Here is a 26,552-nt window from a genome sequence, read left to right on the forward strand (position 1 = left end):
CACCGCTATCGGGAGCAAGCCGCCTCCCACACTTGACCGAGAACGACGCTTAGATCGCGACGTCAGCCTTGATGCTCGGATCGGCGTCGTAGCCCACGATCTCGAAATCTTCAAACCTGTAATCGTAGATCGACGCAGGCTTGCGCTTGATCACCAGCTCCGGCAGCTTCTTCGGCGTGCGCGCCAGCTGGGTGCGGATCTGCTCCATGTGGTTGCTGTAGGCGTGGGTATCGCCGGTGGTGACGATGATCTCGTGAGGGATCAGGTCGCACTGCTGGGCCAGCATGTGGGTGAGCAACGCGAGCGCGGCGGTGTTGTACGGCAGGCCGAGGAACACGTCGGAGCTGCGGATATACAACTGCATCGACAGGTGGCCGTCATGCACGAATGCCTGGTACAGCAGGTGGCACGGCGGCAGGGCCTGCTTGCCGTTGCGCGCGTTTTCCTGAGGGCTTTGGGTTTCGTCGGGCAGGTACTCGACGTTCCAGCCGTGAAACAGGATGCGGCGGCTGTTGGGGTTGGTCTTGAGCGTGTGCACCATGTAGTCGATCTGGTTGATGGTGCCGCCGTCTTTGGTCGGCCAGGCGGTCCACTGCTCGCCGTACACCGGGCCGAGGTCGCCGTCTTCGGTGGCCCATTCGTCCCAGATTTTTACGCCGTTTTCATTGAGCCACTTGATGTTGGTGTTGCCGCTCAACATCCAGATCAGTTCGTTGGCGATGCTTTTGAAGTGCAACTTCTTGGTGGTCAGCAGCGGGAAGCCGTCGGCCAGATTATGCCGATACTGACGGGCGAACACGGCTTTGGTGCCGGTGCCGGTGCGGTCGCCCTTGGTCAGGCCATTGGTCACGACGTCGTTCAGCAGTTCGAGATATTGCTTCATGTGCTTACCTGTATCGTTGAAGCCGAGGCGCGCCTCGGCATTCGTATTTAAAGCGCGGCGTTCTTGATGCCTTGCGGGCGGTTGTAGGCCCACCACAGCATGCCCAGGCCGGCGATGATCATCGGCAGGCTCAGCACTTGCCCCATGGTCAACCAGCCCCACGCCAGGTAGCCCAACTGGGCGTCCGGCACCCGCACGAACTCGACGATGAAGCGGAAGATCCCGTAGAACAGCGCGAACATCCCCGAAACGGCCATGGTCGGGCGTGGCTTGCGCGAGAAGATATAAAGGATAAGGAACAGTGCCACACCTTCCAACGCGAACTGGTACAACTGCGACGGGTGGCGCGGCAGTTGCGCCGGGTCGCTGAACGGCGGGAACACCATGGCCCACGGTACGTCGGTCGGCTTGCCCCACAATTCGGCGTTGATGAAGTTACCGATACGCCCGGCGCCCAGGCCAATCGGCACCATCGGCGCGACGAAGTCCATCAGTTGGAAAAACGACTTGCCGTTGCGGCGGCCAAACCACCAGGCGGCGATCATCACGCCGATAAAGCCGCCGTGGAACGCCATGCCGCCCTTCCACACCTCGAAGATCAGCGTCGGGTTGGCGACGTACGCCGGCAGATCGTAGAACAACACGTACCCCAGTCGCCCGCCGACGATCACGCCCATCGACAACCAGAAGATCAGGTCGGAGAGCTTTTCCTTGGTCCAGGTCGGGTCGAAGCGGTTCAGGCGCCGGGACGCCAGGAACCAGGCACCGCCGATGCCGACGAGGTACATCAACCCGTACCAGTGGATTTTCAGCGGACCAATGGCCAGGGCCACCGGGTCGATCTGCGGGTAAGGCAGCATTGCGACTCCTCGTTAAATACAGTTAGTCATGACGCACCGGACCATGCCGATGCGCGATTAAGCCTGCGTTACAGCGGCCAGATCAAATCAGGAAGTTCACATACACGCCCAACAGCCCGGCATGTTAACGGATGGAAGGTGCGCGGCCCAACTGCGTTGTCATGGAACGCCTGCGGTTGTGTGGGTAGAGTGGCCAAAAACACAACAGGGAATCACCCGATGTGCCTGATTGTCTTCGCCTGGCGGCCGGGCCATGCCCAGCCGCTGATCGTCGCGGCCAACCGCGATGAATTCTACGCCCGCCCCACTCTGCCGCTGGCCCAATGGCCGGACGCGCCTGATGTTTACGCCGGCCGTGACCAGGAAGCCGGCGGCACCTGGCTGGGAATCAGTGCCGACGGGCGCTTTGCCGCCCTGACCAATATCCGCGAGCCGCACCAGCCGCCGGCACGCACCTCACGCGGTGAGCTGGTGGCACGGTTTCTCAGTGGTTCGCAGCCCATTGACCGATATTTGGACGAAGTTAATCGCCGTTCGATTGAATATGCCGGGTTTAACCTGCTGCTGGGTACGCGGGACGAGATGTGGCACTACAACGCCAACGAGAGCCAGCCGACCCGCTTGAAGCCTGGGGTTTATGGCTTGTCCAATGCCGGCCTGGACACACCCTGGCCGAAGTTGCTCAAGGCCAGAGCGGCGCTGCGCGAGTTGCTGGAAGACCCACAGCCGCAAGCCTTGCTGGCGATCATGAGCGACCCGCAGACCGCACCGTTTGCGCAGTTGCCGGATACCGGCGTGGGGTTGGCCACCGAGAGTCTGTTATCCAGCGTGTTTATCGCCAGCGCCAGTTACGGAACGCGGGTGAGTACAGCGCTGATTGTGAATGCCGACGGTACGCGGCGCATGGTGGAGCGCAGTTTCGGCCCGCAGGGTGGGCGGTTGGGTGAAATCGAACTCAACCTCTAATCCCAAAACAGATTCAATGTGGGAGGGGGCTTGCTACCGGTAGCTTTCTATCAGTCAAGTAGTGGTTGACTGACACTCAGCTATCGGGAGCAAGCCCCCTCTCACATTTGGATCGTCTGCAGCATCAGAGCGTCTTGGCAGAACCCGGGTTGATCATCCGCGTCAGCCCCAGGTTTTTCAGCGCCAGTTGCAGCGAGCTGTGGATAACTTGCGGATTGTCGATGGTCATCAACTCGGCCAGCAGCTCTTTGGCCATGCCCAGTTCCACCTGACGCAGCATCCACTTCACCTTCGGCAAGTTGGTGGCGTTCATCGACAGGCTGTCAAAACCCATCGCCATCAACAGCACCGCCGCTGCCGGGTCGCCGGCCATTTCGCCGCAGATGCTCACCGGCTTGCCCTCGGCATGGGCGTCGCGCACCACATGTTGCAGGGCTTGCAGCACCGCCGGGTGCAGATAGTCGTAGAGGTCGGCCACGCGCGGGTTGTTGCGGTCCACGGCCAGCAGGTATTGGGTAAGGTCGTTGGAGCCGACCGACAGGAAGTCCACCTGCCGCGCCAGCTCCTTGGCCTGGTACACCGCCGCCGGGATTTCGATCATCACGCCAATCGGCGGCATCGGCACGTCCGAGCCTTCGTCGCGCACTTCGCCCCAGGCGCGGTGGATCAGGTGCAGCGCCTCTTCCAGCTCGTGGGTGCCGGAGATCATCGGCAGCAGGATGCGCAGGTTGTTCAGGCCTTCGCTGGCCTTGAGCATGGCGCGCGTCTGCACCAGGAAAATTTCCGGGTGGTCGAGGGTCACGCGGATGCCGCGCCAACCGAGGAAGGGGTTGTCTTCCTTGATCGGGAAATACGACAGGGATTTATCGCCGCCGATATCGAGGCTGCGCATGGTCACCGGCAACGGGTGAAACGCTTGCAGTTGCTCGCGGTAGATCGCCAGCTGTTCCTTCTCGCTCGGGAATCGCTGGTTGATCATGAACGGCACTTCGGTACGGTACAGCCCAACGCCTTCGGCACCGCGCTGTTGCGCGCGGGCAACGTCGGCCAGCAGGCCGGTGTTCACCAGCAGCGGCACGCGGTGGCCGTCGAGGGTCACGCACGGCAGTTCGCGCAGCGAATCGAGGCCCAGCGCCAGTTGTTTCTCTTCTTCCACCACTTCGGCGTACTGCTTGCGCAGCAGCTCACTGGGGTTGGTGAAGACTTCACCGCGATGGCCATCGACGATCATGTCGATGCCGTCGACCTTGGAATACGGCAATTCCACCAGGCCCATCACCGTCGGGATGCCCATGGCCCGGGCCAGGATCGCGACGTGGGAGTTACCCGAACCCAGTACCGACACCAGGCCCACCAACTTGCCCTCCGGCACTTCGCCGAGCATGGTGGCGGTCAGTTCTTCACTGATCAGAATGGTGTTGTCGGGGTAGACCAGATTGGTGGTGCGGTCTTCCTGCAGGTAGGCCAGCAGACGGCGACCGAGGTCGCGCACATCCGAAGCGCGTTCGCGCAGGTAGGCGTCGTCCATCAATTCGAAACGGTTGACGTGATCGGTGACCACCTGGCGCAGTGCGCCCTGGGCCCACTGGCCGGTCTTGATCACGGTCTTGACTTCGTTACCCAGGGACGCGTCGTCGAGCATCATCTGGTACACGTCAAACAGCGCACGCTCTTCGGGGCGCAGTTGGGTGGCCAGCTTGGTCGACAGGTTGCGCATGTCGGCGCGCACGCCTTCCAGGGCGGTCTTGAACAGTTTGATTTCGGCGTCAATGTCCTTGACGGTCTTGTCCGGCACCACATCGAGGTCGGCCGGCGGCAACATGACCACGGCCGTACCGACCGCTGCGCCCGGCGAACCCGGCACGCCAATGAACTTGGCCTCCTGGATACCCTTGCCCTCACGGCCCAGGCCGCGAATCGAGCCCGTCGCCTCGGCGTGGGCGATAACCCCGGCGAGCTGCGCGCTCATGGTCACGAGGAAGGCTTCTTCCCCTTCATCGAACTGACGACGTTCCTTTTGCTGGATAACCAACACGCCGACGACACGGCGGTGGTGAATGATCGGTGCGCCGAGGAAGGACGCGTAGCGCTCTTCGCCGGTTTCGGCAAAGTAGCGGTAACGGGGGTGATCGGCTGCGTGCTCAAGGTTGAGGGGTTCTTCACGCGTCCCCACCAGGCCCACCAGCCCCTCGTTGGGCGCCATGCTGACCTTGCCGATGGAGCGCTTGTTCAGGCCCTCGGTGGCCATCAGCACAAAACGGTTGGTCTCGGGGTCCAGCAGGTAGACCGAGCAGACCTGGCTGCCCATGGCTTCCTTGACGCGCAACACAATAATCCCCAACGCCGCCTTGAGATCCTTGGCGGAGTTAACTTCCTGGACGATCTTGCGCAGCGTATTGAGCATGGCTCGGGGTCGAACTCCGTCGTCAGTCGCGCGATAAAAGGCGCGGGGCAAGCTCTTTGAGCGCGCGACGATACACTTCGCGCTTGAATGTCACCACCTGGCCCAACGGGTACCAATAGCTGACCCAGCGCCAGCCATCGAACTCCGGTTTACCGGTCAAATCCATCCGCACCCGTTGCTCGTTGGAGATCAGGCGCAAAAGAAACCATTTCTGCTTCTGGCCGATGCACAGCGGTTGGCTGTGAGTACGCACCAGGCGTTGCGGCAAACGATAGCGCAACCAGCCACGGGTGCAGGCCAGAATTTGCACATCTTCGCGTTCAAGGCCCACTTCTTCGTTCAACTCACGGTACAAGGCGTCTTCAGGGGATTCGTCGGGGTTGATTCCGCCTTGAGGAAACTGCCAGGCATCCTGGTTGATTCGGCGAGCCCATAGCACCTGTCCGGCATCATTCGTAAGAATAATCCCGACATTAGGACGGAAACCATCGGGGTCGATCACGGCAACAACCTCGCAAACGCATGTCGCCGCATTGTTCCACAAAGGTTGATCAAGCGGCAACGAGGCTTCTTAGCTTATGTGCACTCTTGTGAAAAGTCCGTATTCTGGACGCCTTTTTACAGACTTTTCAGCGAGTAACTGCAATGCGCCTGGCTTTATTCGACTTGGACAACACGCTTCTCGGCGGTGACAGCGACCACGCCTGGGGCGATTACCTCTGCGAGCGCGGGATTCTCGACGCGGTGGCCTACAAGGCGCGTAACGATGAGTTCTATCAGGACTACCTGGCCGGCCGGCTCGACAATGCCGCCTACCTTAACTTCAGCCTGGAAATCCTCGGCCGTACCGAGCGGGCCCAGTTGGATGAATGGCATCGCGACTTCATGCGCGACTGCATCACGCCACTGATGCTGCCGCTGGCGGAACAGCTGCTGGCCAGGCACCGCGCCGCTGGCGACAAGCTGGTGATCATCACCGCGACCAACCGCTTCGTCACCGCGCCGATTGCCGAACTGCTGGGGGTCGAGACGCTGATCGCTACTGAATGCGAAGAGGTTGATGGGCGTTACACCGGGCGCAGCACCGACGTACCGTGCTTTCGCGAAGGCAAGGTGACGCGCTTGAACCGTTGGCTGGAAGAGACGGGCTACAGCCTGGAAGACAGCTATTTCTACAGTGATTCGATGAATGATTTGCCGCTGCTGGAGCAGGTGACACACCCGGTGGCGGTGGACCCGGACCCGAATCTGCGGGCTGAGGCCGAAAAGCGTGGCTGGCCGATAATTACCCTGCGCAGCTGATATTGCTCCTGTGGCGAGCGGGCTTGCCCCGCGTTGGGGTGCGAAGCGCCCCCAATCAAGCAAAACGCGGTGTACCTGATACGGCTCAGCGTCTGGCTTTGGGGCTGCTGCGCAGCCCAACGCAGGACAAGCCTGCTCGCCACAGGGAATCTGCGCTTAACTGAACGGCATTAGGGCAAGCCCGCTCGCCACAAAAAATCTCAAACCGGCTTGGCCCCCATCAACCCGGCAATCACCACAAACCCCACCAGGCTGACCACCGCCAGCACCCGCGTGAAGTTCAGGCTGCCACCCTCACCCCTGCGCAGGCGATTGAGGCGCGCCACCAGCCAGAACCAGGCCAGCGCGGCCACGGTATACACAATACTCGAGCCCAGAATCCAGGTTTGCCCCAGCGGCCAGCCCGTCAGGTGTGCCAGCCACCAGCCGGTGAACGGCATGCTCACCACGCACACCCCCATCAATAACCATACAAACACCCACGGGCGTTGCAGGGTCACCGCCGGGCCTGCTCTGCGTTTGCGCCAGGCCAGCAGCGCCAGGCCAATACCGCTGAGCAACAGCAATACCGTGGCAGCAATGTGGATAACTTTCAGGGTGATCAGGGTTTCCATCGCTCGTATTCCTTAAAAGGTTGCGCCTGCAGCGTAGTCGCTAACCGAGGAAGAGTGTGTAGGCCGGGTTCTCGCTTTCATCCCAGTACGGGTAGCCAATCGCCTCAAGGGCCGCCGGCACCAGGTGACGCTCGTCCGCCGGCACTTGCAGGCCGGCGACCACACGGCCGTCTGCCGCACCGTGGTTACGGTAGTGAAACATCGAGATGTTCCAGCGCCCGCCCAGTTTATTAAGGAAGTTGAACAAGGCCCCCGGCCGCTCCGGGAACTCGAAACGGAACACCAATTCATTGCTGACGTGCGCCGCATGCCCGCCGACCATATGGCGAATGTGCAATTTGGCCAGTTCGTTTTCGGTCAGGTCCACCACCGGGAAACCCTGCTGGGTGAGGCTGGCGATCAGTGCGCTGCGCGGGTCGTTGTCCGGGTGGGTCTGCACGCCGACAAAGATGTGCGCCTCGCTGCCGGAGTGGTAGCGGTAGTTGAACTCGGTGATCTGGCGCTTGCCCACAGCCTCGCAGAACGCCTTGAAGCTGCCCGGCCGTTCGGGGATGGTCACGGCGATGATGGCTTCGCGGCCCTCGCCCAGTTCGGCGCGCTCGGCCACATGGCGCAGGCGGTCGAAGTTGACGTTGGCGCCGGAGTCGATGGCAACGAACGTCTGCCCGCTGACGCCGCGGGTCTCCACGTATTTCTTGATGCCGGCCACGCCCAGCGCGCCGGCCGGCTCGGTGATGGAGCGGGTGTCGTCGTAGATGTCCTTGATCGCCGCGCAGATTTCATCGGTGCTGACGGTGATCACTTCATCCACATAATCCTTGCAGATTTCGAAGGTGTAATGGCCGATCTGCGCCACCGCCACGCCATCGGCAAACAGGCCCACGGTCGGCAGCACCACGCGTTCGCCAGCGGCCATGGCCTCTTGCAGGCAGTTGGAATCGTCCGGCTCGACGCCGATGACCTTGATCTCCGGGCGCAGGTATTTCACGTACGCCGCGATGCCGGCGATCAGCCCGCCGCCGCCCACCGGCACGAAAATCGCGTCCAAGGGCCCTGGGTGCTGGCGCAGGATTTCCATCGCCACGGTGCCCTGCCCGGCAATGGTGTGCGGATCATCGTAGGGGTGGATGTAGACGTAGCCTTGTTCGTCGACCAGCTTGAGCGAGTAGGCCAGCGCCTCCGGGAAGGAGTCGCCGTGCAGCACCACGATGCCGCCCCGGGAGCGCACGCCTTCGACCTTGATCTCGGGTGTAGTCTTGGGCATCACGATAGTGGCTTTGACCCCCAGCACCTTGGCCGCCAGGGCCAGGCCCTGGGCGTGGTTGCCCGCCGACGCGGTGACCACGCCGCGCGCGCGCTCCTCGCTGCCGAGCTGGGTGAGCTTGTTGTAGGCGCCGCGAATCTTGAACGAGAACACCGGCTGCAAGTCTTCGCGTTTGAGCCAGACCTTGTTGTCCAGGCGTTCGCAAAGCTGCGGGGCGATCTGCAACGGGGTTTCTACGGCAACGTCGTAAACGCGCGAGGTGAGGATCTTTTTGACGTAGTCTTCAAGCATCGGCGGCAATCACTGGGCGAGTGGGACAGGACCGATGAGTCTAACCCGGCCTTTGGCCGTAGGACCACACGAATCCCGAGGTTTTGTTGGGTTATACTCGCCGCCCTCGATAACTCCCCGCCCGTTCCGGAGCCCGCATGACCCAGGATCAACTCAAACAGGCAGTGGCCCAGGCCGCCGTCGATTTAATCCTTCCCAGACTCGACGACAAAAGCGTCGTCGGTGTCGGCACCGGCTCCACCGCCAACTGCTTTATCGATGCGCTGGCCCTGCACAAGGGCGCGTTCGACGGCGCCGTGGCCAGCTCCGAAGCCACCGCCGCGCGCCTCAAGGGCCATGGCATTCCTGTGTACGAGCTCAACACCGTTAGCGACCTGGAGTTCTACATCGACGGCGCCGATGAGAGCGACGAGCACCTGAACCTGATCAAGGGCGGCGGCGCAGCCCTGACCCGCGAGAAAATCGTCGCGGCCGTGGCCAAAACCTTTATCTGCATCGCCGATGCCAGCAAGCTGGTGCCGGTGCTCGGCGCCTTCCCGCTGCCGGTGGAGGTGATCCCCATGGCCCGCAGCCACGTGGCCCGCGAGCTGGTGAAGCTGGGCGGCGACCCGGTGTACCGCGAAGGCGTGCTGACCGACAACGGCAACATCATCATTGACGTGTTCAATATGCAGATCACTGATCCGGTGGGGCTGGAAACGCAGATCAATGCCATTGTCGGCGTGGTTACCAACGGCCTGTTCGCTGCTCGCCCGGCGGATGTGTTGTTGCTGGGCACTCCTGAAGGCGTGAAAACCCTCAAAGCCTGACACAGTCGCTAAATGTGGGAGGGGCTTGCTCCCGATAGCGGTGGCTCAGTCACATCTGTGTTGACTGACACACTGCTATCGGGAGCAAGCCCCTCCCACATTGGATCTCCCACATTGGATCTTCAGCGGTTCAAGCGTCCGGTTTCTTGAATACATAAAACAGGTTCGGTTCGCTCACCAGGTACAGGCTGCCCTGGTCGTCCATGGCGATCCCTTCGGCCTGGGGCACGCGTTTCTTCAATCCATGGCGTCCATTGAGCAACGACAAGGTGCTCAATGGGCGACCGTCGATATCCAGCTCCAACACCAGAAACGACTCATCCGACAGCGCCAGCAAATGGCCGCTGCGCTCGTCGTACTGCAGGCTCGACAGGTCGCGCACGAACAGCCCGGCATCGCGCTTGGGGTTATTGATCACGTGCACCGAGTAGGTTTTTTCCGCTTTGAAATGGGGAAACCCGTGGACCTCGTAGATCAGCATCGGGTCGCGCTCCTTGGCGACGAACAGGCGCTTGCCCACCGAGTCGTAGGCCAGGCCTTCAAAGCCCTTGTTGCTGCCCATGTGCACGCCCAGGGTCATTTGCTCGGCGTCGGCCGCGTCGAGAAATTGCGTGTCATCGTCCACGTGCACCTTGATCAGCCGTTGCTGGCGCTCATCGCTGATCACGTAGATGTTGTCGCTGATGAACTCCACCGCCTCGGCATCGCCAAACCCTACCAGCGCAATACGCCGCAGGATCCTGCCGTCCAGGGACAGCTCGATCAGTTCGGCGTTTTTGTTGGTCACGGTAAACAGGCTTTTGCGCACCGGGTCGTAGGTGAGCGCCGAGACATCGTCGTCCAGGCCCTCGATTTTCTGCGCTTCGAGGGTGACCTGGTAGTCGTTCAGGCCGATGGAGCGCTGGTCGGCCGGTTGGCGCCACACTTGCCAGTTGAACCAGGCCCGTTCGAACAGGCGAAACTGCTGGGCGACGACCACGCCGGCCACCAGGGCGATCAACAACAGGATGAGAAAAGCAGGTTTGGGACGGGCAAGTCGACGCATCGGGGCGGGCTCGGAGAAAAAAACTGGCGAATAGATATCAAGGTCGCCTGAATTTAAACTTAAACGCGCCCGGCTGTCTGGCGAATGCCGTTTACAGGGATCAAACCGACGCAATCCGCCGGTTATTGATGCTTTTCGAAACGGTAGAACAGGTTGGGCTCACTGACCATGTAGAGGTTGCCCTCGTCATCCATGGTCACCCCTTCGGCACGGGGAATGGTGTTCTTCAGGCCGTTGAAACCACCGAGCAGGGTCATGAAACTGACTTGCTTGCCATGCTCGTCCAGCTCCAGCAGCAGGTGCGAGTCGGCTGACAGCACCAGCAGGTGGCCGGTACGTGGGTCGACCGCCAGGGCCGACAGGTTGCGTACATCCAGTTCGTTGCTGCTCAGCTTCTGCTTGGCGCCGACCAGGGTCTGGCTGCCATCACTTTTCCAGGTGAACAGCGCAGGCGGGCGCTCTTCGCCGAGCACCAGTTGCTGGTTGCGCGGGTCCCAGGCGACGGCTTCAAAGGCCTTGTTCTGGTCCTTGGACGGGCCCAGGTCATAACTGGGGAAATCGGCTTTGTTCAGCGCAGTGGTACCCGCATCGATCCTGACGATGGTAAGGCTGTGCTGACGCTCATCAACCACGGCGATCAGGCCGTTTTCCATCACCGTCACGGCTTCCGGGTTGTTCCAGCCATTGAGCGGCATCTTGCGCAGCACGTCGCCTTGCAGGCTCAGTTCGACCAGAAACGGGTTCTTGCCCATCACCGAAAACAGCGTTTTGCTGTGCGGATTGTAGGAGACGTCCGACGCCTCATCCCCTTCCATCCCGGGCAGCAATTTGGCATCGATCACCGCGTGATAGTCCGGCAGCCAGATGCTTTGCTGGCGTTCTGCCGGGGATTCGAAGCGTTCCAGCACCCACAGCACGCCCCGGTCGTCCCAATGCATGGCCCAGGCCACGCCATACAGAACCGCAGCGGCCAGGAATACCCAGGAATACCAGCGCATGAAACGGCGGGGGCGAAGCGTGGATTTGGAGGTAGGCAGAGGCACGGCCATGGGTCGCTTTTCCGGAAAGTCAGCGGTAGGGAATAGCACAGGATGCGAAGGGCTGCGCGTTAGAAGCGAGGATTATCCAGACGGCGTGTGAAAAAAATGCAAAGACGGTAGTGCTGTGGCGAGCGGGCTTGCCCCGCGTTGGGCTGCGCAGCAGCCCCAAAACTATGCGCTGCGCAGTGTCAGGTGTACCGCGCTTTTGTTGATTGGGGGCGCTTCGCACCCCAACGCGGGGCAAGCCCGCTCGCCACAACACACCCGCTCGCCACAGCAAGCCCGCTTGCTACAACGGGCGCGCTTGCTACAGAGGCTCCGGTTTGCTGCACGACAGCGCTAAGGCGAAGATTTGCGGAGCCTCCCACAGGTTTTGACCAAGCTTTTAGCGAACGACGCTTTCGAAGCGGGTGCCGCCCGCCAGTTCCAGCACCAGTTCATCGCCCACATTCAGCGGGCCCACGCCGGCGGGAGTGCCGGTGAGGATGACGTCGCCAGCCTGCAGCGAGAAGCAGCCGGCCATGTGCTGGATCATCGGGATGATCGGGTTGAGCATCAGCGCGCTGTTGCCGTCCTGGCGCACTTCGCCATTGATGGTCAGGCGGATGCCGATGTCGGTGACGTCCGGGTACGTGCTGCTCACCACGAAGGGGGCAATCACCGCCGCGCCGTCGAACGACTTGGCGATTTCCCAGGGCAAACCCTGGGATTTGAGTTCGGCCTGCTTGTCGCGAAGCGTCAGGTCCAGGGCCGGGGCGAAGCCGGAGATGGCGTCCAGCACTTCTTCACGGTTGGGGTTGTTCGACAGGGGCTTGCCGATCAGCACCGCGATTTCCGCCTCGTAGTGCACCGAGCCGCGCTCGGTGGGGATGGCGAAACCGCCCTCCAGCCCGACCACGCAACTGCCCGGTTTGATGAACAGCAGCGGTTCGGTGGGCACCGGGTTGTTCAGTTCCTTGGCATGTTCGGCGTAGTTACGCCCGATGCACACCACTTTGCCCAACGGGAAGTGGATATTGGTGCCGTCGATATACTTGTGCTGGTAGCTCATGGAACGACTCCTTCAGGTGCGTTTTAAACAGCGAAGATCTTGCCGGGGTTCATGATCCCGTTCGGGTCGAATACCGCTTTCACGGCCTTCATGTATTCGATTTCAACCGGTGAGCGGCTGTAGGCCAGGTAATCGCGCTTGGTCATGCCCACGCCGTGTTCGGCCGAGATCGAGCCGTTGTACTTCTGCACGGTTTCGAACACCCACTTGTTCACGGTGGCGCACTTGGCGAAGAACTCATCCTTGCTCAGGTTTTCCGGCTTGAGGATGTTCAGGTGCAGATTGCCGTCGCCGATGTGGCCGAACCAGACGATTTCGAAGTCGGGGTAGTGCTCGCCAACGATTGCATCGATTTCCTTGAGGAAGGCCGGGACCTTGGAGACCGTCACCGAGATGTCGTTCTTGTACGGCGTCCAGTGGGAAATGGTCTCGGAGATGTACTCGCGCAGTTTCCACAGGTTGTGCAGCTGGGTGTCGCTCTGGCTCATCACGCCGTCCAGCACCCAGCCCTGCTCCACGCAGTGCTCGAAGGTTTCCAGCGCATGGTTGGCGACGTCTTCGGTGGTGGCTTCGAATTCCAGCAACGCGTAGAACGGGCAATCGGTCTCGAACGGCGCGGGCACATCGCCACGGCCCATGACCTTGGCCAGGGCTTTGTCGGAAAAGAACTCGAAGGCGGTCAGGTCCAGCTTGCCCTGGAACGCGTGCAGCACCGGCATGATCGAGTCGAAGTCGATGGTGCCCAGCACCATGGCCGTGAGGTTTTTGGGCGCTCGGTCCAGGCGCATGGTGGCCTCGACCACAAACCCCAGGGTACCTTCGGCGCCGATGAACAACTGGCGCATGTCATAGCCGGTGGCGTTCTTGATCAGGTCGCGGTTCAGTTCCAGCACATCGCCCCTGCCGGTGACGACCTTCATGCCGGCCACCCAGTTGCGGGTCATGCCGTAGCGAATCACCTTGATTCCGCCGGCATTGGTGCCGATGTTGCCGCCAATCTGGCTGGAACCGGACGAGGCGAAGTCCACCGGGTAGTACAGGCCGTTTTCCTCGGCGACGTTCTGCAATTGCTTGGTGACCACGCCCGGCTGACACACGGCGGTGCGGTCGGTGAGGTTCACGTCGAGAATCTGGTTCATGTAGTCGAACGACACCACCACCTCGCCATTGGCCGCCACCGCCGCCGCCGACAGCCCGGTACGCCCGCCGGATGGCACCAGCGCGACCTTGCGCTCATTGGCCCAACGAACGATGGCCTGCACCTGTTCGATGGTCTTGGGAAAGACGATGGCGGTGGGCGCCGGGGCGAAATGCTTGGTCCAGTCCTTGCCGTAGGTTTCCAGGGAGTCGGCATCGGTCAGCACCTTGCCGGGCTCAACCAGGGTCTTCAGCTCATCAATCAGGGCAACCTGGGTCATCGACAGAACTCTCGAACAATTCATGGTCATCCTGAGAACGCTTCACGTCGCAGGAATAGGTGTTTAGCGGGGTGCGTATGCTAGCATACCGCCCCCGCAGGACAGACCCAAAGGGCGTTTCTGCGGTGACGGCTTTCCTGCCGTCCGGGTCAGCTCTGTGCCCTGATTTACCAATACGTTTCTGTTTGGCGAGTGGCTGTTGTCGTCAGGCAAGGCGCCGCGACGACTCATAGCTGGCTATGGGGAGGAGCGGCAACGCAGCATGACGGCAACAGGCGCCGTCAAACGGGAACAGTATTGGTGAATCAGGGCACATCCGGCTATTCGATTCCCTGCCATTTTTCTCCGGGATACAGGTTTACGCAGATGAGCAAGACTTCTCTCGATAAGAGCAAGATCAAGTTCCTTCTTCTGGAAGGCGTCCACCCATCGGCCGTCGACGTCCTGAAGGCCGCCGGGTACACCAGCATTGAGTACATCACCAGTTCTCTGCCGGAAGCCCAACTGAAGGAAAAGATCGCCGACGCGCACTTTATCGGCATTCGCTCCCGCACTCAGCTGACCGAAGAGATCTTCGATCACGCCAAGAAACTCGTGGCGGTCGGCTGTTTCTGCATCGGCACCAACCAGGTTGACCTGAACGCTGCGCGCGAGCGCGGCATCGCGGTGTTCAACGCACCGTACTCCAACACCCGTTCCGTTGCGGAGCTGGTGCTGGCCGAGGCCATCCTGCTGTTGCGCGGTATCCCCGAGAAGAACGCTTCCTGCCACCGTGGCGGCTGGATCAAGAGCGCGGCCAACTCCTTCGAGATCCGTGGCAAGAAGCTGGGCATCATCGGCTACGGCTCGATTGGTACGCAGCTGTCGGTGCTGGCCGAAGGCCTGGGCATGCAGGTGTTCTTCTACGACACCCTGACCAAGCTGCCATTGGGCAACGCCACTCAGGTGTCGAGCCTGAACGAGCTGCTGGGCATGTCCGATATCGTCACCCTGCACGTACCGGAAACGTCCGAGACCCAGTGGATGATGGGCGAGAAGGAAATCCGCGCAATCAAGAAAGGCGGGATCCTGATCAACGCCGCGCGCGGCACTGTGGTCAAGCTGGACGCCCTGGCCGACGCGATCAAGGACAAGCACCTGATCGGCGCCGCCATCGACGTGTTCCCGGTGGAGCCGCGCTCCAACGACGACGTCTTCGAAAGCCCGCTGCGTGGACTGGACAACGTGATCCTGACCCCGCACATCGGCGGTTCCACCGCTGAAGCCCAGGCCAACATCGGTCTGGAAGTGGCCGAGAAGCTGGTCAAGTACAGCGACAACGGTACCTCGGTGTCGTCGGTGAACTTCCCGGAAGTGGCCCTGCCGGCTCACCCTGGCAAGCACCGCCTGCTGCACATCCACCAGAACATTCCAGGTGTGATGATGGAGATCAACAAGGTGTTTGCAGAAAACGGCATCAACATCTCCGGTCAGTTCCTGCAGACCAACGAGAAGGTCGGCTACGTGGTGATCGACGTCGATGCCGAGTACTCGGATCTGGCGCAGGAGAAGCTGCAGCACATCTCCGGCACTATCCGCAGCCGCGTATTGTTCTAACGTTTCACGCCGCACAAAAAAATGGGAGACCCGCAGGGGTCTCCCATTTTTTTAGCCGAACAACGCTTACTTGACGTTAACGGTGATGACCTTGGACACCACGGTCGGGTTGAATTGCATGTGCAGCTTGTCGCCCGCCACCAGTTGCAAGGTGTGCTTGCCCGGGGTGAGGGTCAGTTCGGTTTCGGTCTGGGCCTTGCCGTAATGGATCACGGTGTCGGTGGCCGGGATCGGCAGCTTGGCGTCCGGCAATTCCTTCTGATCGATCAGCAGGTGATGGTGACCGGTGCCGGCGGCCTGCTCGGTGGCCGGGGCCAGCGTCAAGCCTTCCATGCCGAACTTGACGGTGAAGGTCTTGTCGACGGTGGCGCCGTCCTTGGGCGAGACGATAAACACCTTGGCACCCTCAGGTGGAGCGCTGCGCGGGATGCCGTCAGCGGCGCCAGCCAACATCGATGCACCCAGCAGCAGGCTGGCCAGGGCGGTACGAGACATAAGGGCTTTCATTCGCTTCTCCAGTTTTGTATGAAATCTGTAGGTTCAGGACAACTTCGCGACATATTGCTGTCCAAGGCACTCGACACCCTGACAAAGCGATGCTGATCGGCGCCTCGCACATTCGAATCTAGGAGTGACCATGCGCTTCTCGCCTGGCCTGTTACTGTTGCTACCCCTCTTGAGTCCCTTGGCTCACGCCGAGTTGATCGACGATATCAACGATCGCGGTGAACTGCGCATCGTCCTGCAAGCCAATACGCCGCCTTACAACTTCAAGGACGGCGACAAGCTCACCGGTTTTGAAGTGGAGCTGGGCGAACAACTGGCCAAGGAGATGGACCTGCGCCCCTCGTTCATCACCACCGATGACGCCGACATGCTGTCGGGCGTGGAAACCGGCAAGTACGACGTGGCCATCAACCATATCGCTATGACTGCCGAGCTTGAGGATCGTTTCGATTTCAGCGAGGCGTACAGCGAGAAACCCGAGCTGGCGATTCCGTTTCAGAAGGGCAACCCGGCGTTCAAGGTGAGCCTGGACAACGCGTTGCATCGGGTGAAGGCCGATGGCCGGTTGAAGGCGATGTGGCGGAAATGGTTAAAGCCTGAGTAACACGCGGTGAATGTGCAAGGCGCTGGAGCCTCTGTGGCGAGCGGGCTTGCCCCGCGTTGGGGTGCGCAGCGCCCCCAATCAAGGAAAACGCGGTGTGCCTGACACTGCACTGCGCATGATTTTGGGGCTGCTGCGCACCCCAACGCGGGGCAAGCCCGCTCGCCACAAAGCCCGCTCACCACAAAGATGTGGTTACCTGAAATTTCAAGCTTTGAATCAGCACATTATTTTTTGATAAGCGCTGGGTCCCGGCCGAGTCGGTGCTTAGAAAGGCTCATTGCCCCGCCGGCGAAACCAGCCCGTAAGCGACAGCCGTTCGCGCGTGGCGGGCAACACTTCGTGGGGCACTTCGCCCGACAGGAACACCACCAGGCTGCCGCCGGTGGGCACCACATCGTGTTCGGTGCCGCCCTTGAGGTACATGCGCAACTGGCCGCCGTGCTCGGGCAGCCAGGCGTCATTCAGGTAGATAACGGCCGATACCATGCGCCGATCATCGTCGCGAAAACGGTCCACATGCCTGAGATAAAACGCGCCGGGCGGGTACATCGCAAAATGGCTTTCGAAATCTTCCAGGCCCAGGAACAGGCCACGGTTCATGGCCAGGCGCAGGCTGTCCATCACGGCCATGTAAGTGTCGCAGACGGCGGCGTCGCCCTCCTCCAGCCACTGGATATGGTCACCGCGAATCCCCTCACGAATCTCCTGCGTCGGGCCGCGCCCCACGGCCGCAGGCGCCAGCTCACCTTCGGCCGCACGTTTACGGCACTCAGCCGCCAACTCCAGGGTCAGAACCTCGGGCAGGAAGGCGTGCTGCTGCGACCAGCCTTTTTCGGCCAGGTCGTCGACAATGCGTTGCAGCAAGGGGTGATCGAGGGGTATTTGCATGGCGCGCATAGTATCCATACGCCTGGGAATTCGACAGCGCCGTCGAGCGACTGAACACACTTTAGTCAGGTGACTGATAGGACTTCTCGACAAATCCTACGCCCGACACGGACAATAGTGGCCGACTGACAGGAGTCCTTATGCGTCGTTTGTTTTTTTCCTTGCTGATGTTCTGCGTGTTGCCCGCCTGGGCAGACAGCCATGACCAGTTGTACAAGGTTGCCGGCTGGGCCGAACAACGTGCGCATTTCAATGACGCCCTCAGCGCCGCCCAGCAGCGCTACCGCAACAGCCTGCCGCCGGCGGTGTACCAGGCGCTGGTGGACAACAGCAACAAACGCTTCGCCGCCCAGGCCATGGACCAGCGGGCCGAGGCGCAATTGCGCAAGCACCTGGCCGACCCGCAACCGGCGCTGAGTTTTTTCCAGTCGCCGCTGGGCCGCAAGATCGTCGCCGCCGAGTTGCTCGCCACGCGCCGTGACCAACTGGCGAAAAACGCCCAGGGCCTGCCAAAAATCCAGGCCGACGCCACCCGCAGCCTGATCATCGGCCACCTGGCCCAGGCGTTGCCCGCCCGTGAAGCCGGTGCGGAAGTCAGCCTGGCGATTGCCGGCGTGGCGGCCGACAGCCTCAGCCAAATGATCCCCGGCTTGCTCGGCGGCGGGCAGGCCCAGGGCATGTTGAACGGCCAACGCGAACGGCTGATGCAGCAGATCGATAAGGACCTGTACAACACCTTGCTCTACGTCTATCGGGATTTGTCCGACCCGGAGCTGGAAGAATTCGCGACCTTTGCAGAGTCACCGCAGGGCAAGGCGTATTACCAGGCGGCGCTGGCGGCGATCCGGGCAGGATTGGCGGTGGGCCAAAGCACTTCAAGCCTGGCACCGTAAAAAATGTGGGAGGGGCTTGCTCCCGATAACAGAGTGCCAGTCGACACCAAGGCGACTGATGCACCGCTATCGGGAGCAAGCCCCTCCCACATTGCGAGCTGGATTACTTCAGGTGGTCCGTCAAATAGCGGAAGTACGCTTCGCGAATCGGCGCAATCTCATTGGCCAGGTGATGCCTCCCCTTGGCCAGCATCAGCACCTCGGGTTGCTCGAACTTGCTGCGCAGCACCTGCAGGTTGTGCTGCCAGTCTACCGTCATGTCTTCCTCGCCCTGCACAATCACCACTCGCCTTGCGCTGCGTGGCGCCGCTTCGATGCGCTTGATCCATTGCACCAGCGCTCCCACCCAGGCGGTGGGCAGTTGCCGGGGTTGCAGCGGATCGGCTTCAAGAAACGGTTTGAATTCGGGGTCGTGGGTGTTCTCGCTGAACCGCCGCGCGATGCCTTTGACGAATGGCCGCAGCAGGTAATAGCTGAGCTGCGACCAGCCCCAGGCGCGCGGGCGCACCAACGGGGACAGCAGCAGGACCTTGCCCTGGGCCGGACTGTCGGCGCCGTGGCTGAGCAAGTGGTCCACCACCACCGCGCCGCCGGTGCTTTGCCCGAACAGATGCCAGGGCTGCGGCAAGTGCAACGCCTGGGCCTGCTCGAACAACCCATGCACCACGTGCTGATACACCGCGAAATCATCGATGCTGGCACGCGTGCCGCTGGACAGACCGTGCCCGGGCAGGTCGCAGGCGATCACCACAAAACCCTGTTCCAGCGCCCAGTCCACCACATGCCGATACAGCCCCATGTGGTCATAGAAGCCATGAAACAAAAACATCGTCGCCACCGGCACCGGCGGCCACCATACCTGCGCCACCACCTCGAAGCCGTCCACCTCGAAGCGCCCCAGACGGCTCACCACCTTGCGCGAAGGCAAGTCAAGCCCGTAGAAACGCTGGTACACCCGCGCCTCGGCTGACAGCGGTTGCGCATCCACCAGCGGGCGCAGACTCGCGCGCAGGTGATCGGGGTCAAAGGTGACAGGCATAAAGGGTTCCAGACTCACGGTGAAGATGAAGATCGAGCTGCGATATTCATCTGTCGAGGCAGGCATGGCAAGCTACGCGACCCTTGAGGATCGATCCGAATGCGACAGCCCTACCGTTCCGCCCTGTTCGCCGGCCTGTTGCTGGTCCTCTGCACCGGCGTGCTGTGGGCGGCGTATGCCTGGTTTCAGGGCCGCTACCTGCGCGCCTTCAGCGCACACACGGCGGTATTCTCTGGCGATGCGCTGCGCCTGCCCGCCGAACTTGCCGGCCCCGGCCCGATTCGCCTGGTGCACTTCTGGGACCCGGCCTGCCCGTGCACGGTCGGCAACCAGCAGCACCTGGGCGACCTGATCGAGCACTACGCGCCCAGGGGCGTCGAGTTCTATGCCGTGCAAAAGCCCGGCAGCCATGGCCAGTTGCCCGCCAACCTGCTGGCGCTCAAAGCCCTCGACGCGCTGCCCGGCGCCGAGCAGATACCGGCCAGCCCGGCCGTGGGTATCTGGGACCGCAGCGGCAAGCTCGCCTATTTCGGGCCGTACAGCGAAGGGCTCACGTGCAACGCCAGAAACAGTTTTATCGAACCGATCCTGCAGGCGCTGGAGGGCGGCCGCGAGGTCAACGCCACCCACACCCTCGCGGTGGGCTGCTATTGCTCGTGGCCTTCGGCCCGTATTGCGCCCTGAACAGGCAACCTGAACGTAGGCTGTTGCGCCGGCGAACTTCGAAAACCGCGGCGTCCGGCTGCGGTATGTTGGCCGCTCCCAGACCACCGCACAGACCCCATGAGCCAACTGACTTTCATCCTCTGGATTCTCAACGTCATCGTTGATACGTCCGGCCAACTGGCCTTCAAGGCCGCCGCCACCCACAGCGCGGAATTTTCCGGCATGGCCCACTGGCGCCACATGCTGGCGCGCCACTGGTTCTGGATCGGCATCGGCCTCTACGTGATCGAGTTCGTGCTGTGGCTGGCCTTTCTGTCGCTGGTGCCGTTGTCGGTGGCGGTGATGCTCGGCTCGTTCAATATCGTGGTGATCATGATTGCCGGCCGCCTGTGGTTCAAAGAAAGCCTGACCAAATGGCGCTTGATCGGCATCCTGCTGATCGCCCTGGGCACTGTCGTTGTGGGGTTCGGCTGATGAAACGTTTTTATATCCTTGGTTTTCTCTCGCTGATCTTTTTCGACACCCTGGCCCAGGTCAGTTTCAAGTACGCCTCGATCCACGCCGAACCCCTGGCGATGGATGTGGCCTGGCTGGTCCGTGTGTTTGGTCACCCCTGGATCTACGGCGCGTTTGTCGGCTATATCGGTGCGTTCTTCACCTGGATGACCTTGATGAAACACGCGCCCATCGGCCCGGCGTTCGCGGCGTCCTACCTGGAGCTGATCAGCGTGACGCTGGTGTCGGTGTGGCTGTTCAACGACACGCTGACCCTTCCCAAGGTCATCGGCGGCCTGCTGATCGTGGCGGGCATTCTGTGTCTGGCGCGCCAGGAAAGCCCCGAGACCAAGACCGGCGAGACGGCGCTGGAAACCTCGCCCTCCTGAGGGTTACCTCGCAGCCCAACCTTGATGAATCTGCCGGACCAGTCGCGCGTTCAGCGCGTTCTGTTGCTGCTGCCAGATCTGCACCTGATCCGGCGGTAGCGCCACCTGGCCGTCCGACGCACTCAACCAACGCTTGAACGCACTCTGATAATGGTATTCGGACACGTCGCCAGTGATGTCGGCGCCGATAATCCGGCCCTGACAGGCCTCGATCAATGCCGCCAGGTGATGCTCCAGAAACTCACCCTGATCCCAGTTGGTGTTCACCACGTCCGGGCTCAGCACGTCCTTGTCGATGGACAGGTACACCGGCAGCGCTCGATCAAACTGCGCCAGAAACGCGCTCATCAGCGCATCGGCATGGCTGAAGGCGCGATTGCCGCGGCCACAGCCCACCCAGTTCATCCAGCGCGTATCGACGTTGACGTTCCAGTAGGTCAGCTTGCCCTTGAGCAGCGGCGACCAGTGATTTTCCCAGGCGTGCCCCAGGCCAATGTCCTGCGAGCCGATACCCAGTACATGCACATGCTCGACCTGCGGCAGACGGCTGGCCCAGTACACCCATGAACCGCAGTGGATGCCGAACGGGTAGCGCATGTTATCGGGGTGGTTGTCGCAGATGATCAGCTGGAATTTCTGCTGCGTGGGCAGGCGCTTGAGCAGCAGATGACTGAGGTGGTGATAGTCGCCGCTGCCGGTGAACACACAGCCATGCTCGTCGGGCATTCGCGTATCGAGGGCTTTTTCCAGCGCGTGGAATTGCCTCCAGCGGCAGCCGAAGCGGATGGTTTCCTGCCAGGCCTGCAACGGCAGGTGCACCGCGTCGGAAATGTCACTCACGGCCCCGTCAAAATCGAGGATCAGCGGTGTCAGGGCCTTCATGACGTGTGTTCCTGATGCCATTGGGTGTCGCTTTCAAAGTGATGACGCCAGCGGTTGCCCAGCTTGCGCAGCAGCGGGTTGCGCACCCACACCAGATGGCGGGTGAAGGTGAAGCTGGCGCCGAGGCTGGCCTTGACCTCAGGGTCGGTCCAGCCCGCCACGTAAAAATCCAGGCCCTGGGCAACGGCGTATTCCAGGTTCACGAACCAGCTGACCACGTACAGGTTGAAGTCCAGCGCCAGCGGGTAGTTGAGGCCGATGTACTTGTCGAGCAGCTTGCCGTCCTGCACGTAGCACAGGTTGTAGCCGACCAGTTCGTCGCAGTGCCAGTAACAGAACACACGCCCATGGCTGTGGGCGTCGCGCAGCAGTTCGGTAAAGAACGCCGGGGTGAGCAGGTCAAAATGGATCTCGCTCTGGTCGTATACCGCGCGGTACAGCCCGTAGAGGCGCGCCAGCCAGGCGTCGTCGTTGAAGCGCGCGTCGCCGGTTTGCAGCACTTCGATGTGCAGCGCCTCACGGCTGCGCAGTTTGCGTCGGATATTGCGGCGACGGCTGTAGGACAGACGCGCGAGGTAGTCGTCGACGCTGCTGAAGTTGATCGGCACATACGCCAGCGCCTGGCCTTCCAGACTGATGAAGCCGCGACGTGTGCAGTCATCGATCAGGAGTTGCGCGTAGTGGTTGTCGGCCTCGCTCAGCAGCGGCGATTGGCACGGCACGTCCTTGACGATGGTGAGCGCACGTTGCGGCGCGCATTCATGCTGCAACCACTGGGCAAGGTCCTGGGGCGACACGCCCTGGGGGAACGGCGCATATTCGCTGACGGTGGTGCCCACAAAGCAGCTGTCGATCCGCAGCCAGGCATGCCAGAGCCCGTAGCCTGGCCAGCCGCGCACACGTTCCACGAAGCTGTCGTCGGCGGTGGTCAGCAGGTCGAAGGGGGTGAAGAAGTACGGCAGGCCCTGATGGGAAACCTGCGCGTCAAAACCCACCGGCGGGTGCCGCAAAAAACCTGCAATCAGCGAGGGGGCTTCCAGGCAGCCGGTATAGGCAACCTCGGGACGCAGCGGGGCGGGTAACGGTTGCACGGCGCAGGTCATGGCAAAAAAGCTCGAAAGTATCCCGCGCCATAGTGCCCCAGCGGGGCGCGGGCCACTTGAACCTCGGCTGTCGAGGCGGCAATCGGCATTTCATCGCCAAACCCATTAGACTTCGATGACCTTTGAAGGCGACTGACCAAGGACCGTCCATGAAACGCAGCCTGATCGTGCTTGCCCTGCTGATCGTCGCCGTCATGGCCGGCGTTGGCGGCTATGTCTACAGCAAACAACCGACCCGCCAGGGCACGCAGACGCTGGCCAACCTGCAAGGCTCGGTCACGGTGCGCTATGACGAGCGTGGCGTGCCGCACATTCGCGCCGGCAACGAGGCCGATCTGTATCGCGCCCTCGGCTATGTGCAGGCCCAGGACCGGCTGTTCCAGATGGAGATGATGCGGCGCCTGGCCCGTGGCGAACTGGCCGAGGTGCTGGGGCCCAAACTGCTGGAGACCGACAAGCTGTTTCGCAGCCTGCGCATTCGCGAGCGCGCCGCTGACTACGTGGCGCACATGGACCACGAGTCCGCGACCTGGAAAGCCCTGCAAGCCTACCTCGACGGCATCAACCAGTATCAGGCCGGCCACCCCAGCCCCCTGGAGTTCGACGTGCTGGGCATTGCCAAGCGGCCGTTCACCGCCGAGGACAGCGTCAGTGTTGCCGGGTACATGGCCTACAGCTTTGCCGCCGCGTTTCGTACCGAGCCGTTGCTGACCTATATCCACGACCGGTTGGGCAGCGACTACCTGAAGGTCTTCGACCTCGACTGGCAGCCCAGGGGCGCCCTGAACCTGGCAGACAGCGACTGGCAACACCTCGGCGCCCTTGCCCGGTTGAGCGATCAGGCCCTGGCCGACAATGGTTTGCCGCAGTTCGAAGGCAGCAACGCCTGGGCCATCAGTGGCAGCCGCACCCAGAGCGGCAAGCCGTTGCTGGCGGGCGACCCGCATATTCGTTTTTCGGTGCCGGCGGTGTGGTACGAGGCGCAGCTGTCGGCGCCGGGCTTTGAGCTGTACGGCTACCACAACGCGCTGTCGCCGATGGCGTTTCTGGGGCACAACCTGGACTTCGGCTGGAGCCTGACCATGTTCCAGAACGATGACCTCGACCTGATCGCCGAGAAGACCAACCCGGACAACCCCAACCAGGTCTGGTACCACGGCCAATGGGTCGACATGACCCGCAGCGAACAGCAGATTGCAGTCAAGGGCCAGGAGCCGGTCACCCTCACCCTGCGCCGCTCGCCCCACGGCCCGATCATCAACAGTGTGCTCGGCGATAACAGCGGCACGACGCCGATTGCCATGTGGTGGGCGTTTCTCGACACCGACAACCGCAGCCTCGAAGGCTTCTACGAACTCAACCGCGCCGACACCCTGGCCAAGGCGCGCGCGGCGTCTTCCAAAGTGTCGGCGCCGGGCCTGAACATCGTGTGGGCCAATGCCAAGGGCGACATCGGCTGGTGGGCGGCGGCGCAATTGCCGATGCGGCCGCCGGGCGTGAATGCCGGGATGATCCTCGACGGCAGCACACCGGAAGGCGACAAACTGGGCTTCTACCCGTTCAGTGCCAACCCGCAGGAAGAGAACCCGGCGCGGGGTTACGTGGTGTCCGCCAATGCCCAGCCGGTATCGCCCACCGGCATGGAAATCCCTGGTTATTACAACCTGCCCGACCGTGGCCAGCAGTTGAATGCGCAGTTGAGCGACAACAGCGTGAAGTGGAACGTCACCAACAGCCAGGCTCTGCAACTGGGCACCACCACGGCGTTCGGCCCGCGCCTGCTGGCGCCGTTGTTGACGGTGCTGCGAGAGGTGGTCAAGGACCCGGCCCAGTTGCAGCTGGTGGAGCAACTGGCGGCGTGGAAAGGCGATTATCCGCTCGATTCCACCAGTGCCACGCTGTTCAACCAGTTCCTGTTCAACCTGGCCGAGGCGGCCTTCCACCCCAAACTTGGCGACGCACTGTTCAAGACCCTGCTCAGCACCCGCGTGATCGACGCCGCGCTGCCGCGCCTGGCTGCGTCCGCGGACTCACCCTGGTGGGACGGCAAGCGCGCCGACACCGTCAAGCGCGCGTGGGACAACAGCCTGAGCCATCTCAAGGCTACATTCGGCGACGACCCGACGCAGTGGCAATGGGGCAAGGCGCACACCCTGACCCACGGCCATCCGCTGGGCTCGCAACAGCCGCTGGACCAGATCGTTAACGTCGGCCCGTTCGCCGCGCCCGGCACCCACGAAGTACCGAACAACCAGTCAGCCAATATCGGCCCGGCGCCCTGGCCCGTCACCTACGGCCCCTCCACCCGCCGCCTGATCGACTTCGCCGATGCCGCCCATGCCCTCACCATCAACCCGGTCGGACAAAGCGGCGTGCCGTTCGACGCGCATTACAGCGACCAGGCACAAACCTACATCGAGGGCGGCTACGAACAGGCGCACTTCACCGACGAGGAAGTCACCGCCAACACGCGCGGCACGCTCAAGCTGCTGCCAGCGCGATAGGCATTGGTCGAGGGGCACTCTCAAACCGGTGCCTCAAACCGGTGCGGCGAAGTTGAGCCTGAACCGCTGCGGCGTCACCCCCAGCCGGCGGCTGAACACGCTGCGCATGTGCTGTGCATCGCGAAAGCCGCACTGATAAGCCACCGTCTTGAGCGGCGCGCGGGTGCTTTCGAGCATCACCCGCGCGGCATCCACGCGTGCACGCTCGACGAACTCCGCCGGGGTGATGTGCGCTTCACGGGCGAACACCCGGGAGAAATTGCGCGCACTCATGCTGGCCGCCCTGGCCAGATCGGCGATGGTCAAATCCCCGGTTAAATTGGCCAACACATACAACTGCACCCGAGCCACCGCCGAGGAGGTGTCGGCATGGGGTGTGAGAAATGGGCTGAACTGCGACTGCCCGCCCGAACGCTGGGTGAACACCACAAGGCGCTTGGCAACGCTCAAGGCCACCTCCGGCCCGTGATCCTGGGCCAGCAGGTACAACGACAAATCGATACCCGCCGTCACACCGGCCGAGGTGTAGAGGTTGCCGTCCTGCACGTAAAGACGGTCGGCCTCGACCCGCGCCGAGGGGCACAGGCGCGCCAGGTCAGCGGCATCGTTCCAATGCGTTGTCACGGTTTTCCCGCCCAGCAAACCGGCACGCGCGAGCATGAACGCGCCGTTGCAGATCGACCCGAAGCGCTGCGACCGGGCCGCTGCGCCGCGCAACCAATCATAGAACTGCGCGCCGAAGTCCTCGAAGGGCAACTGCGGGCCGCCGGCGACCAGCAGCAGATCACAGGTTTGCAGAGCTTCGCTGTAGTGCTTGTGGGCTTGCAGCGACAACCCATTGGAAGCGGCCATCACGCCGTGACCCACACCGATCACTTCCAGTTGGTAATGGTCCTCGGGCGCCAGGAATCGGTTCGCCTCGCAGAACACATCCATGGGTCCGCTCACGTCCAGCGACTGGACGCCAGGGAAGATCAGGATGGCGACGGTTCTATGCATGACGACACCTTTATAGGGCTGACCCGACACCCCTGTGGGA

At 62.0% G+C, this 26,552-nt stretch carries 26 protein-coding genes; 10 read left to right on the top strand and 16 right to left on the bottom strand.

The window, feature by feature from the left end; genetic code table 11:
- Positions 1-49: 49 nt before the first annotated feature.
- Together RHM60_RS14820 and lgt are read right to left on the bottom strand one after the other, a co-directional pair.
- Complete coding sequence (locus RHM60_RS14820; RefSeq protein ID WP_122307967.1) at positions 50-883, bottom strand: thymidylate synthase; 834 nt, start codon at positions 881-883, stop codon at positions 50-52.
- Between the two features lie 47 nt (positions 884-930).
- Entirely contained in the window at positions 931-1,743 is an 813-nt protein-coding gene (lgt, locus tag RHM60_RS14825) for a prolipoprotein diacylglyceryl transferase (RefSeq protein ID WP_003234701.1), read from the bottom strand.
- Positions 1,744-1,962: 219 nt separating this feature from the next.
- Between lgt and RHM60_RS14830 the strand changes: the two genes are divergently transcribed.
- A complete protein-coding gene (locus tag RHM60_RS14830; RefSeq protein WP_322212129.1) occupies positions 1,963-2,709 on the top strand; it encodes an NRDE family protein in 747 nt (248 codons plus the stop codon).
- A 124-nt stretch (positions 2,710-2,833) separates the two neighbouring features.
- Here the strand turns inward: RHM60_RS14830 and ptsP are convergent, their stop codons facing one another.
- Both ptsP and RHM60_RS14840 read right to left on the bottom strand, forming a co-directional pair.
- Positions 2,834-5,113, bottom strand: a complete 2,280-nt coding sequence (gene ptsP / locus RHM60_RS14835) for a phosphoenolpyruvate--protein phosphotransferase (RefSeq protein WP_209986037.1) — start codon at positions 5,111-5,113, stop codon at positions 2,834-2,836.
- A 22-nt stretch (positions 5,114-5,135) separates the two neighbouring features.
- Complete coding sequence (locus tag RHM60_RS14840; protein WP_003234706.1) at positions 5,136-5,615, bottom strand: RNA pyrophosphohydrolase; 480 nt, start codon at positions 5,613-5,615, stop codon at positions 5,136-5,138.
- Positions 5,616-5,758: 143 nt separating this feature from the next.
- Here RHM60_RS14840 and RHM60_RS14845 point away from each other — a divergent pair, with 143 nt between their 5' ends.
- On the top strand, positions 5,759-6,415 hold the full coding sequence (locus tag RHM60_RS14845; protein ID WP_322212130.1) for an HAD family hydrolase: 657 nt from the start codon (positions 5,759-5,761) through the stop codon (positions 6,413-6,415).
- Between the two features lie 200 nt (positions 6,416-6,615).
- On the opposite strand, the gene RHM60_RS14850 is transcribed toward RHM60_RS14845, so the two are convergent.
- Both RHM60_RS14850 and ilvA read right to left on the bottom strand, forming a co-directional pair.
- Entirely contained in the window at positions 6,616-7,029 is a 414-nt protein-coding gene (locus tag RHM60_RS14850; protein WP_322212131.1) for a DUF2269 family protein, read from the bottom strand.
- Between the two features lie 40 nt (positions 7,030-7,069).
- A complete protein-coding gene (gene ilvA / locus RHM60_RS14855) occupies positions 7,070-8,584 on the bottom strand; it encodes a threonine ammonia-lyase, biosynthetic (protein WP_209986046.1) in 1,515 nt (504 codons plus the stop codon).
- 137 nt (positions 8,585-8,721) lie between these two features.
- On the opposite strand from ilvA, the gene rpiA reads away from it, so the two are divergent.
- Positions 8,722-9,393: a ribose-5-phosphate isomerase RpiA gene (gene rpiA, locus RHM60_RS14860; protein ID WP_231422755.1), complete on the top strand. Its 672-nt coding sequence runs from the start codon at positions 8,722-8,724 to the stop codon at positions 9,391-9,393.
- A gap of 130 nt (positions 9,394-9,523) precedes the next feature.
- Here the strand turns inward: rpiA and RHM60_RS14865 are convergent, their stop codons facing one another.
- From RHM60_RS14865 to RHM60_RS14880, 4 genes are all read right to left on the bottom strand, one after another.
- Positions 9,524-10,438, bottom strand: coding sequence for an SdiA-regulated domain-containing protein (locus RHM60_RS14865; RefSeq protein WP_209986052.1), 915 nt, complete (start codon positions 10,436-10,438; stop codon positions 9,524-9,526).
- Between the two features lie 122 nt (positions 10,439-10,560).
- On the bottom strand, positions 10,561-11,487 hold the full coding sequence (locus RHM60_RS14870; protein WP_209986055.1) for an SdiA-regulated domain-containing protein: 927 nt from the start codon (positions 11,485-11,487) through the stop codon (positions 10,561-10,563).
- A 376-nt stretch (positions 11,488-11,863) separates the two neighbouring features.
- Positions 11,864-12,529 (bottom strand): fumarylacetoacetate hydrolase family protein, encoded by a 666-nt coding sequence (locus RHM60_RS14875; RefSeq protein ID WP_057006468.1) that lies wholly within the window; start codon positions 12,527-12,529, stop codon positions 11,864-11,866.
- Between the two features lie 23 nt (positions 12,530-12,552).
- Positions 12,553-13,947: an FAD-binding oxidoreductase gene (locus RHM60_RS14880; protein WP_322212132.1), complete on the bottom strand. Its 1,395-nt coding sequence runs from the start codon at positions 13,945-13,947 to the stop codon at positions 12,553-12,555.
- A gap of 366 nt (positions 13,948-14,313) precedes the next feature.
- On the opposite strand from RHM60_RS14880, the gene serA reads away from it, so the two are divergent.
- Positions 14,314-15,543: a phosphoglycerate dehydrogenase gene (serA, locus tag RHM60_RS14885; RefSeq protein ID WP_057006466.1), complete on the top strand. Its 1,230-nt coding sequence runs from the start codon at positions 14,314-14,316 to the stop codon at positions 15,541-15,543.
- A gap of 66 nt (positions 15,544-15,609) precedes the next feature.
- Here serA and RHM60_RS14890 read toward each other — a convergent pair whose 3' ends face one another.
- Positions 15,610-16,050: a DUF4399 domain-containing protein gene (locus RHM60_RS14890; protein ID WP_209986065.1), complete on the bottom strand. Its 441-nt coding sequence runs from the start codon at positions 16,048-16,050 to the stop codon at positions 15,610-15,612.
- A gap of 130 nt (positions 16,051-16,180) precedes the next feature.
- Between RHM60_RS14890 and RHM60_RS14895 the strand changes: the two genes are divergently transcribed.
- Positions 16,181-16,654, top strand: coding sequence for a transporter substrate-binding domain-containing protein (locus RHM60_RS14895; protein ID WP_322212133.1), 474 nt, complete (start codon positions 16,181-16,183; stop codon positions 16,652-16,654).
- A gap of 264 nt (positions 16,655-16,918) precedes the next feature.
- On the opposite strand, the gene RHM60_RS14900 is transcribed toward RHM60_RS14895, so the two are convergent.
- Complete coding sequence (locus RHM60_RS14900; RefSeq protein WP_209986070.1) at positions 16,919-17,551, bottom strand: 2OG-Fe(II) oxygenase; 633 nt, start codon at positions 17,549-17,551, stop codon at positions 16,919-16,921.
- A 131-nt stretch (positions 17,552-17,682) separates the two neighbouring features.
- Here RHM60_RS14900 and RHM60_RS14905 point away from each other — a divergent pair, with 131 nt between their 5' ends.
- Positions 17,683-18,435, top strand: coding sequence for a DUF2059 domain-containing protein (locus tag RHM60_RS14905; RefSeq protein ID WP_322212134.1), 753 nt, complete (start codon positions 17,683-17,685; stop codon positions 18,433-18,435).
- Between the two features lie 103 nt (positions 18,436-18,538).
- Here the strand turns inward: RHM60_RS14905 and RHM60_RS14910 are convergent, their stop codons facing one another.
- Complete coding sequence (locus RHM60_RS14910; RefSeq protein ID WP_209986077.1) at positions 18,539-19,474, bottom strand: alpha/beta hydrolase; 936 nt, start codon at positions 19,472-19,474, stop codon at positions 18,539-18,541.
- 99 nt (positions 19,475-19,573) lie between these two features.
- Between RHM60_RS14910 and RHM60_RS14915 the strand changes: the two genes are divergently transcribed.
- The 3 genes from RHM60_RS14915 to RHM60_RS14925 all read left to right on the top strand — a co-directional run bounded on the left by RHM60_RS14915 (position 19,574) and on the right by RHM60_RS14925 (position 21,024).
- Positions 19,574-20,158, top strand: a complete 585-nt coding sequence (locus tag RHM60_RS14915; RefSeq protein ID WP_322212135.1) for a DUF6436 domain-containing protein — start codon at positions 19,574-19,576, stop codon at positions 20,156-20,158.
- Positions 20,159-20,257: 99 nt separating this feature from the next.
- Positions 20,258-20,614, top strand: coding sequence for an EamA family transporter (locus tag RHM60_RS14920; RefSeq protein WP_209986083.1), 357 nt, complete (start codon positions 20,258-20,260; stop codon positions 20,612-20,614).
- Positions 20,614-21,024: a DMT family transporter gene (locus tag RHM60_RS14925; RefSeq protein WP_322212136.1), complete on the top strand. Its 411-nt coding sequence runs from the start codon at positions 20,614-20,616 to the stop codon at positions 21,022-21,024. Before RHM60_RS14920 ends, RHM60_RS14925 begins: the two co-directional genes overlap by 1 nt.
- A 3-nt stretch (positions 21,025-21,027) precedes the next feature.
- On the opposite strand, the gene RHM60_RS14930 is transcribed toward RHM60_RS14925, so the two are convergent.
- Complete coding sequence (locus RHM60_RS14930) at positions 21,028-21,906, bottom strand: hypothetical protein (RefSeq protein ID WP_322212137.1); 879 nt, start codon at positions 21,904-21,906, stop codon at positions 21,028-21,030.
- Positions 21,903-23,009 carry a GNAT family N-acetyltransferase gene (locus RHM60_RS14935; RefSeq protein ID WP_322212138.1) on the bottom strand — a complete coding sequence of 369 codons (1,107 nt, stop codon included), beginning with the start codon at positions 23,007-23,009 and terminating at the stop codon, positions 21,903-21,905. The genes RHM60_RS14930 and RHM60_RS14935 overlap by 4 nt, the downstream gene beginning before the upstream one ends.
- Positions 23,010-23,158: 149 nt before the next feature.
- Between RHM60_RS14935 and RHM60_RS14940 the strand changes: the two genes are divergently transcribed.
- On the top strand, positions 23,159-25,513 hold the full coding sequence (locus RHM60_RS14940) for a penicillin acylase family protein (protein WP_322212139.1): 2,355 nt from the start codon (positions 23,159-23,161) through the stop codon (positions 25,511-25,513).
- 33 nt (positions 25,514-25,546) lie between these two features.
- Here RHM60_RS14940 and RHM60_RS14945 read toward each other — a convergent pair whose 3' ends face one another.
- Entirely contained in the window at positions 25,547-26,512 is a 966-nt protein-coding gene (locus tag RHM60_RS14945; RefSeq protein ID WP_231422762.1) for a GlxA family transcriptional regulator, read from the bottom strand.
- Between the last annotated feature and the right edge of the window lie 40 nt (positions 26,513-26,552).

The sequence above is a fragment of the Pseudomonas sp. MH9.3 genome, assembly GCF_034354675.1.
GTDB lineage: Bacteria > Pseudomonadota > Gammaproteobacteria > Pseudomonadales > Pseudomonadaceae > Aquipseudomonas.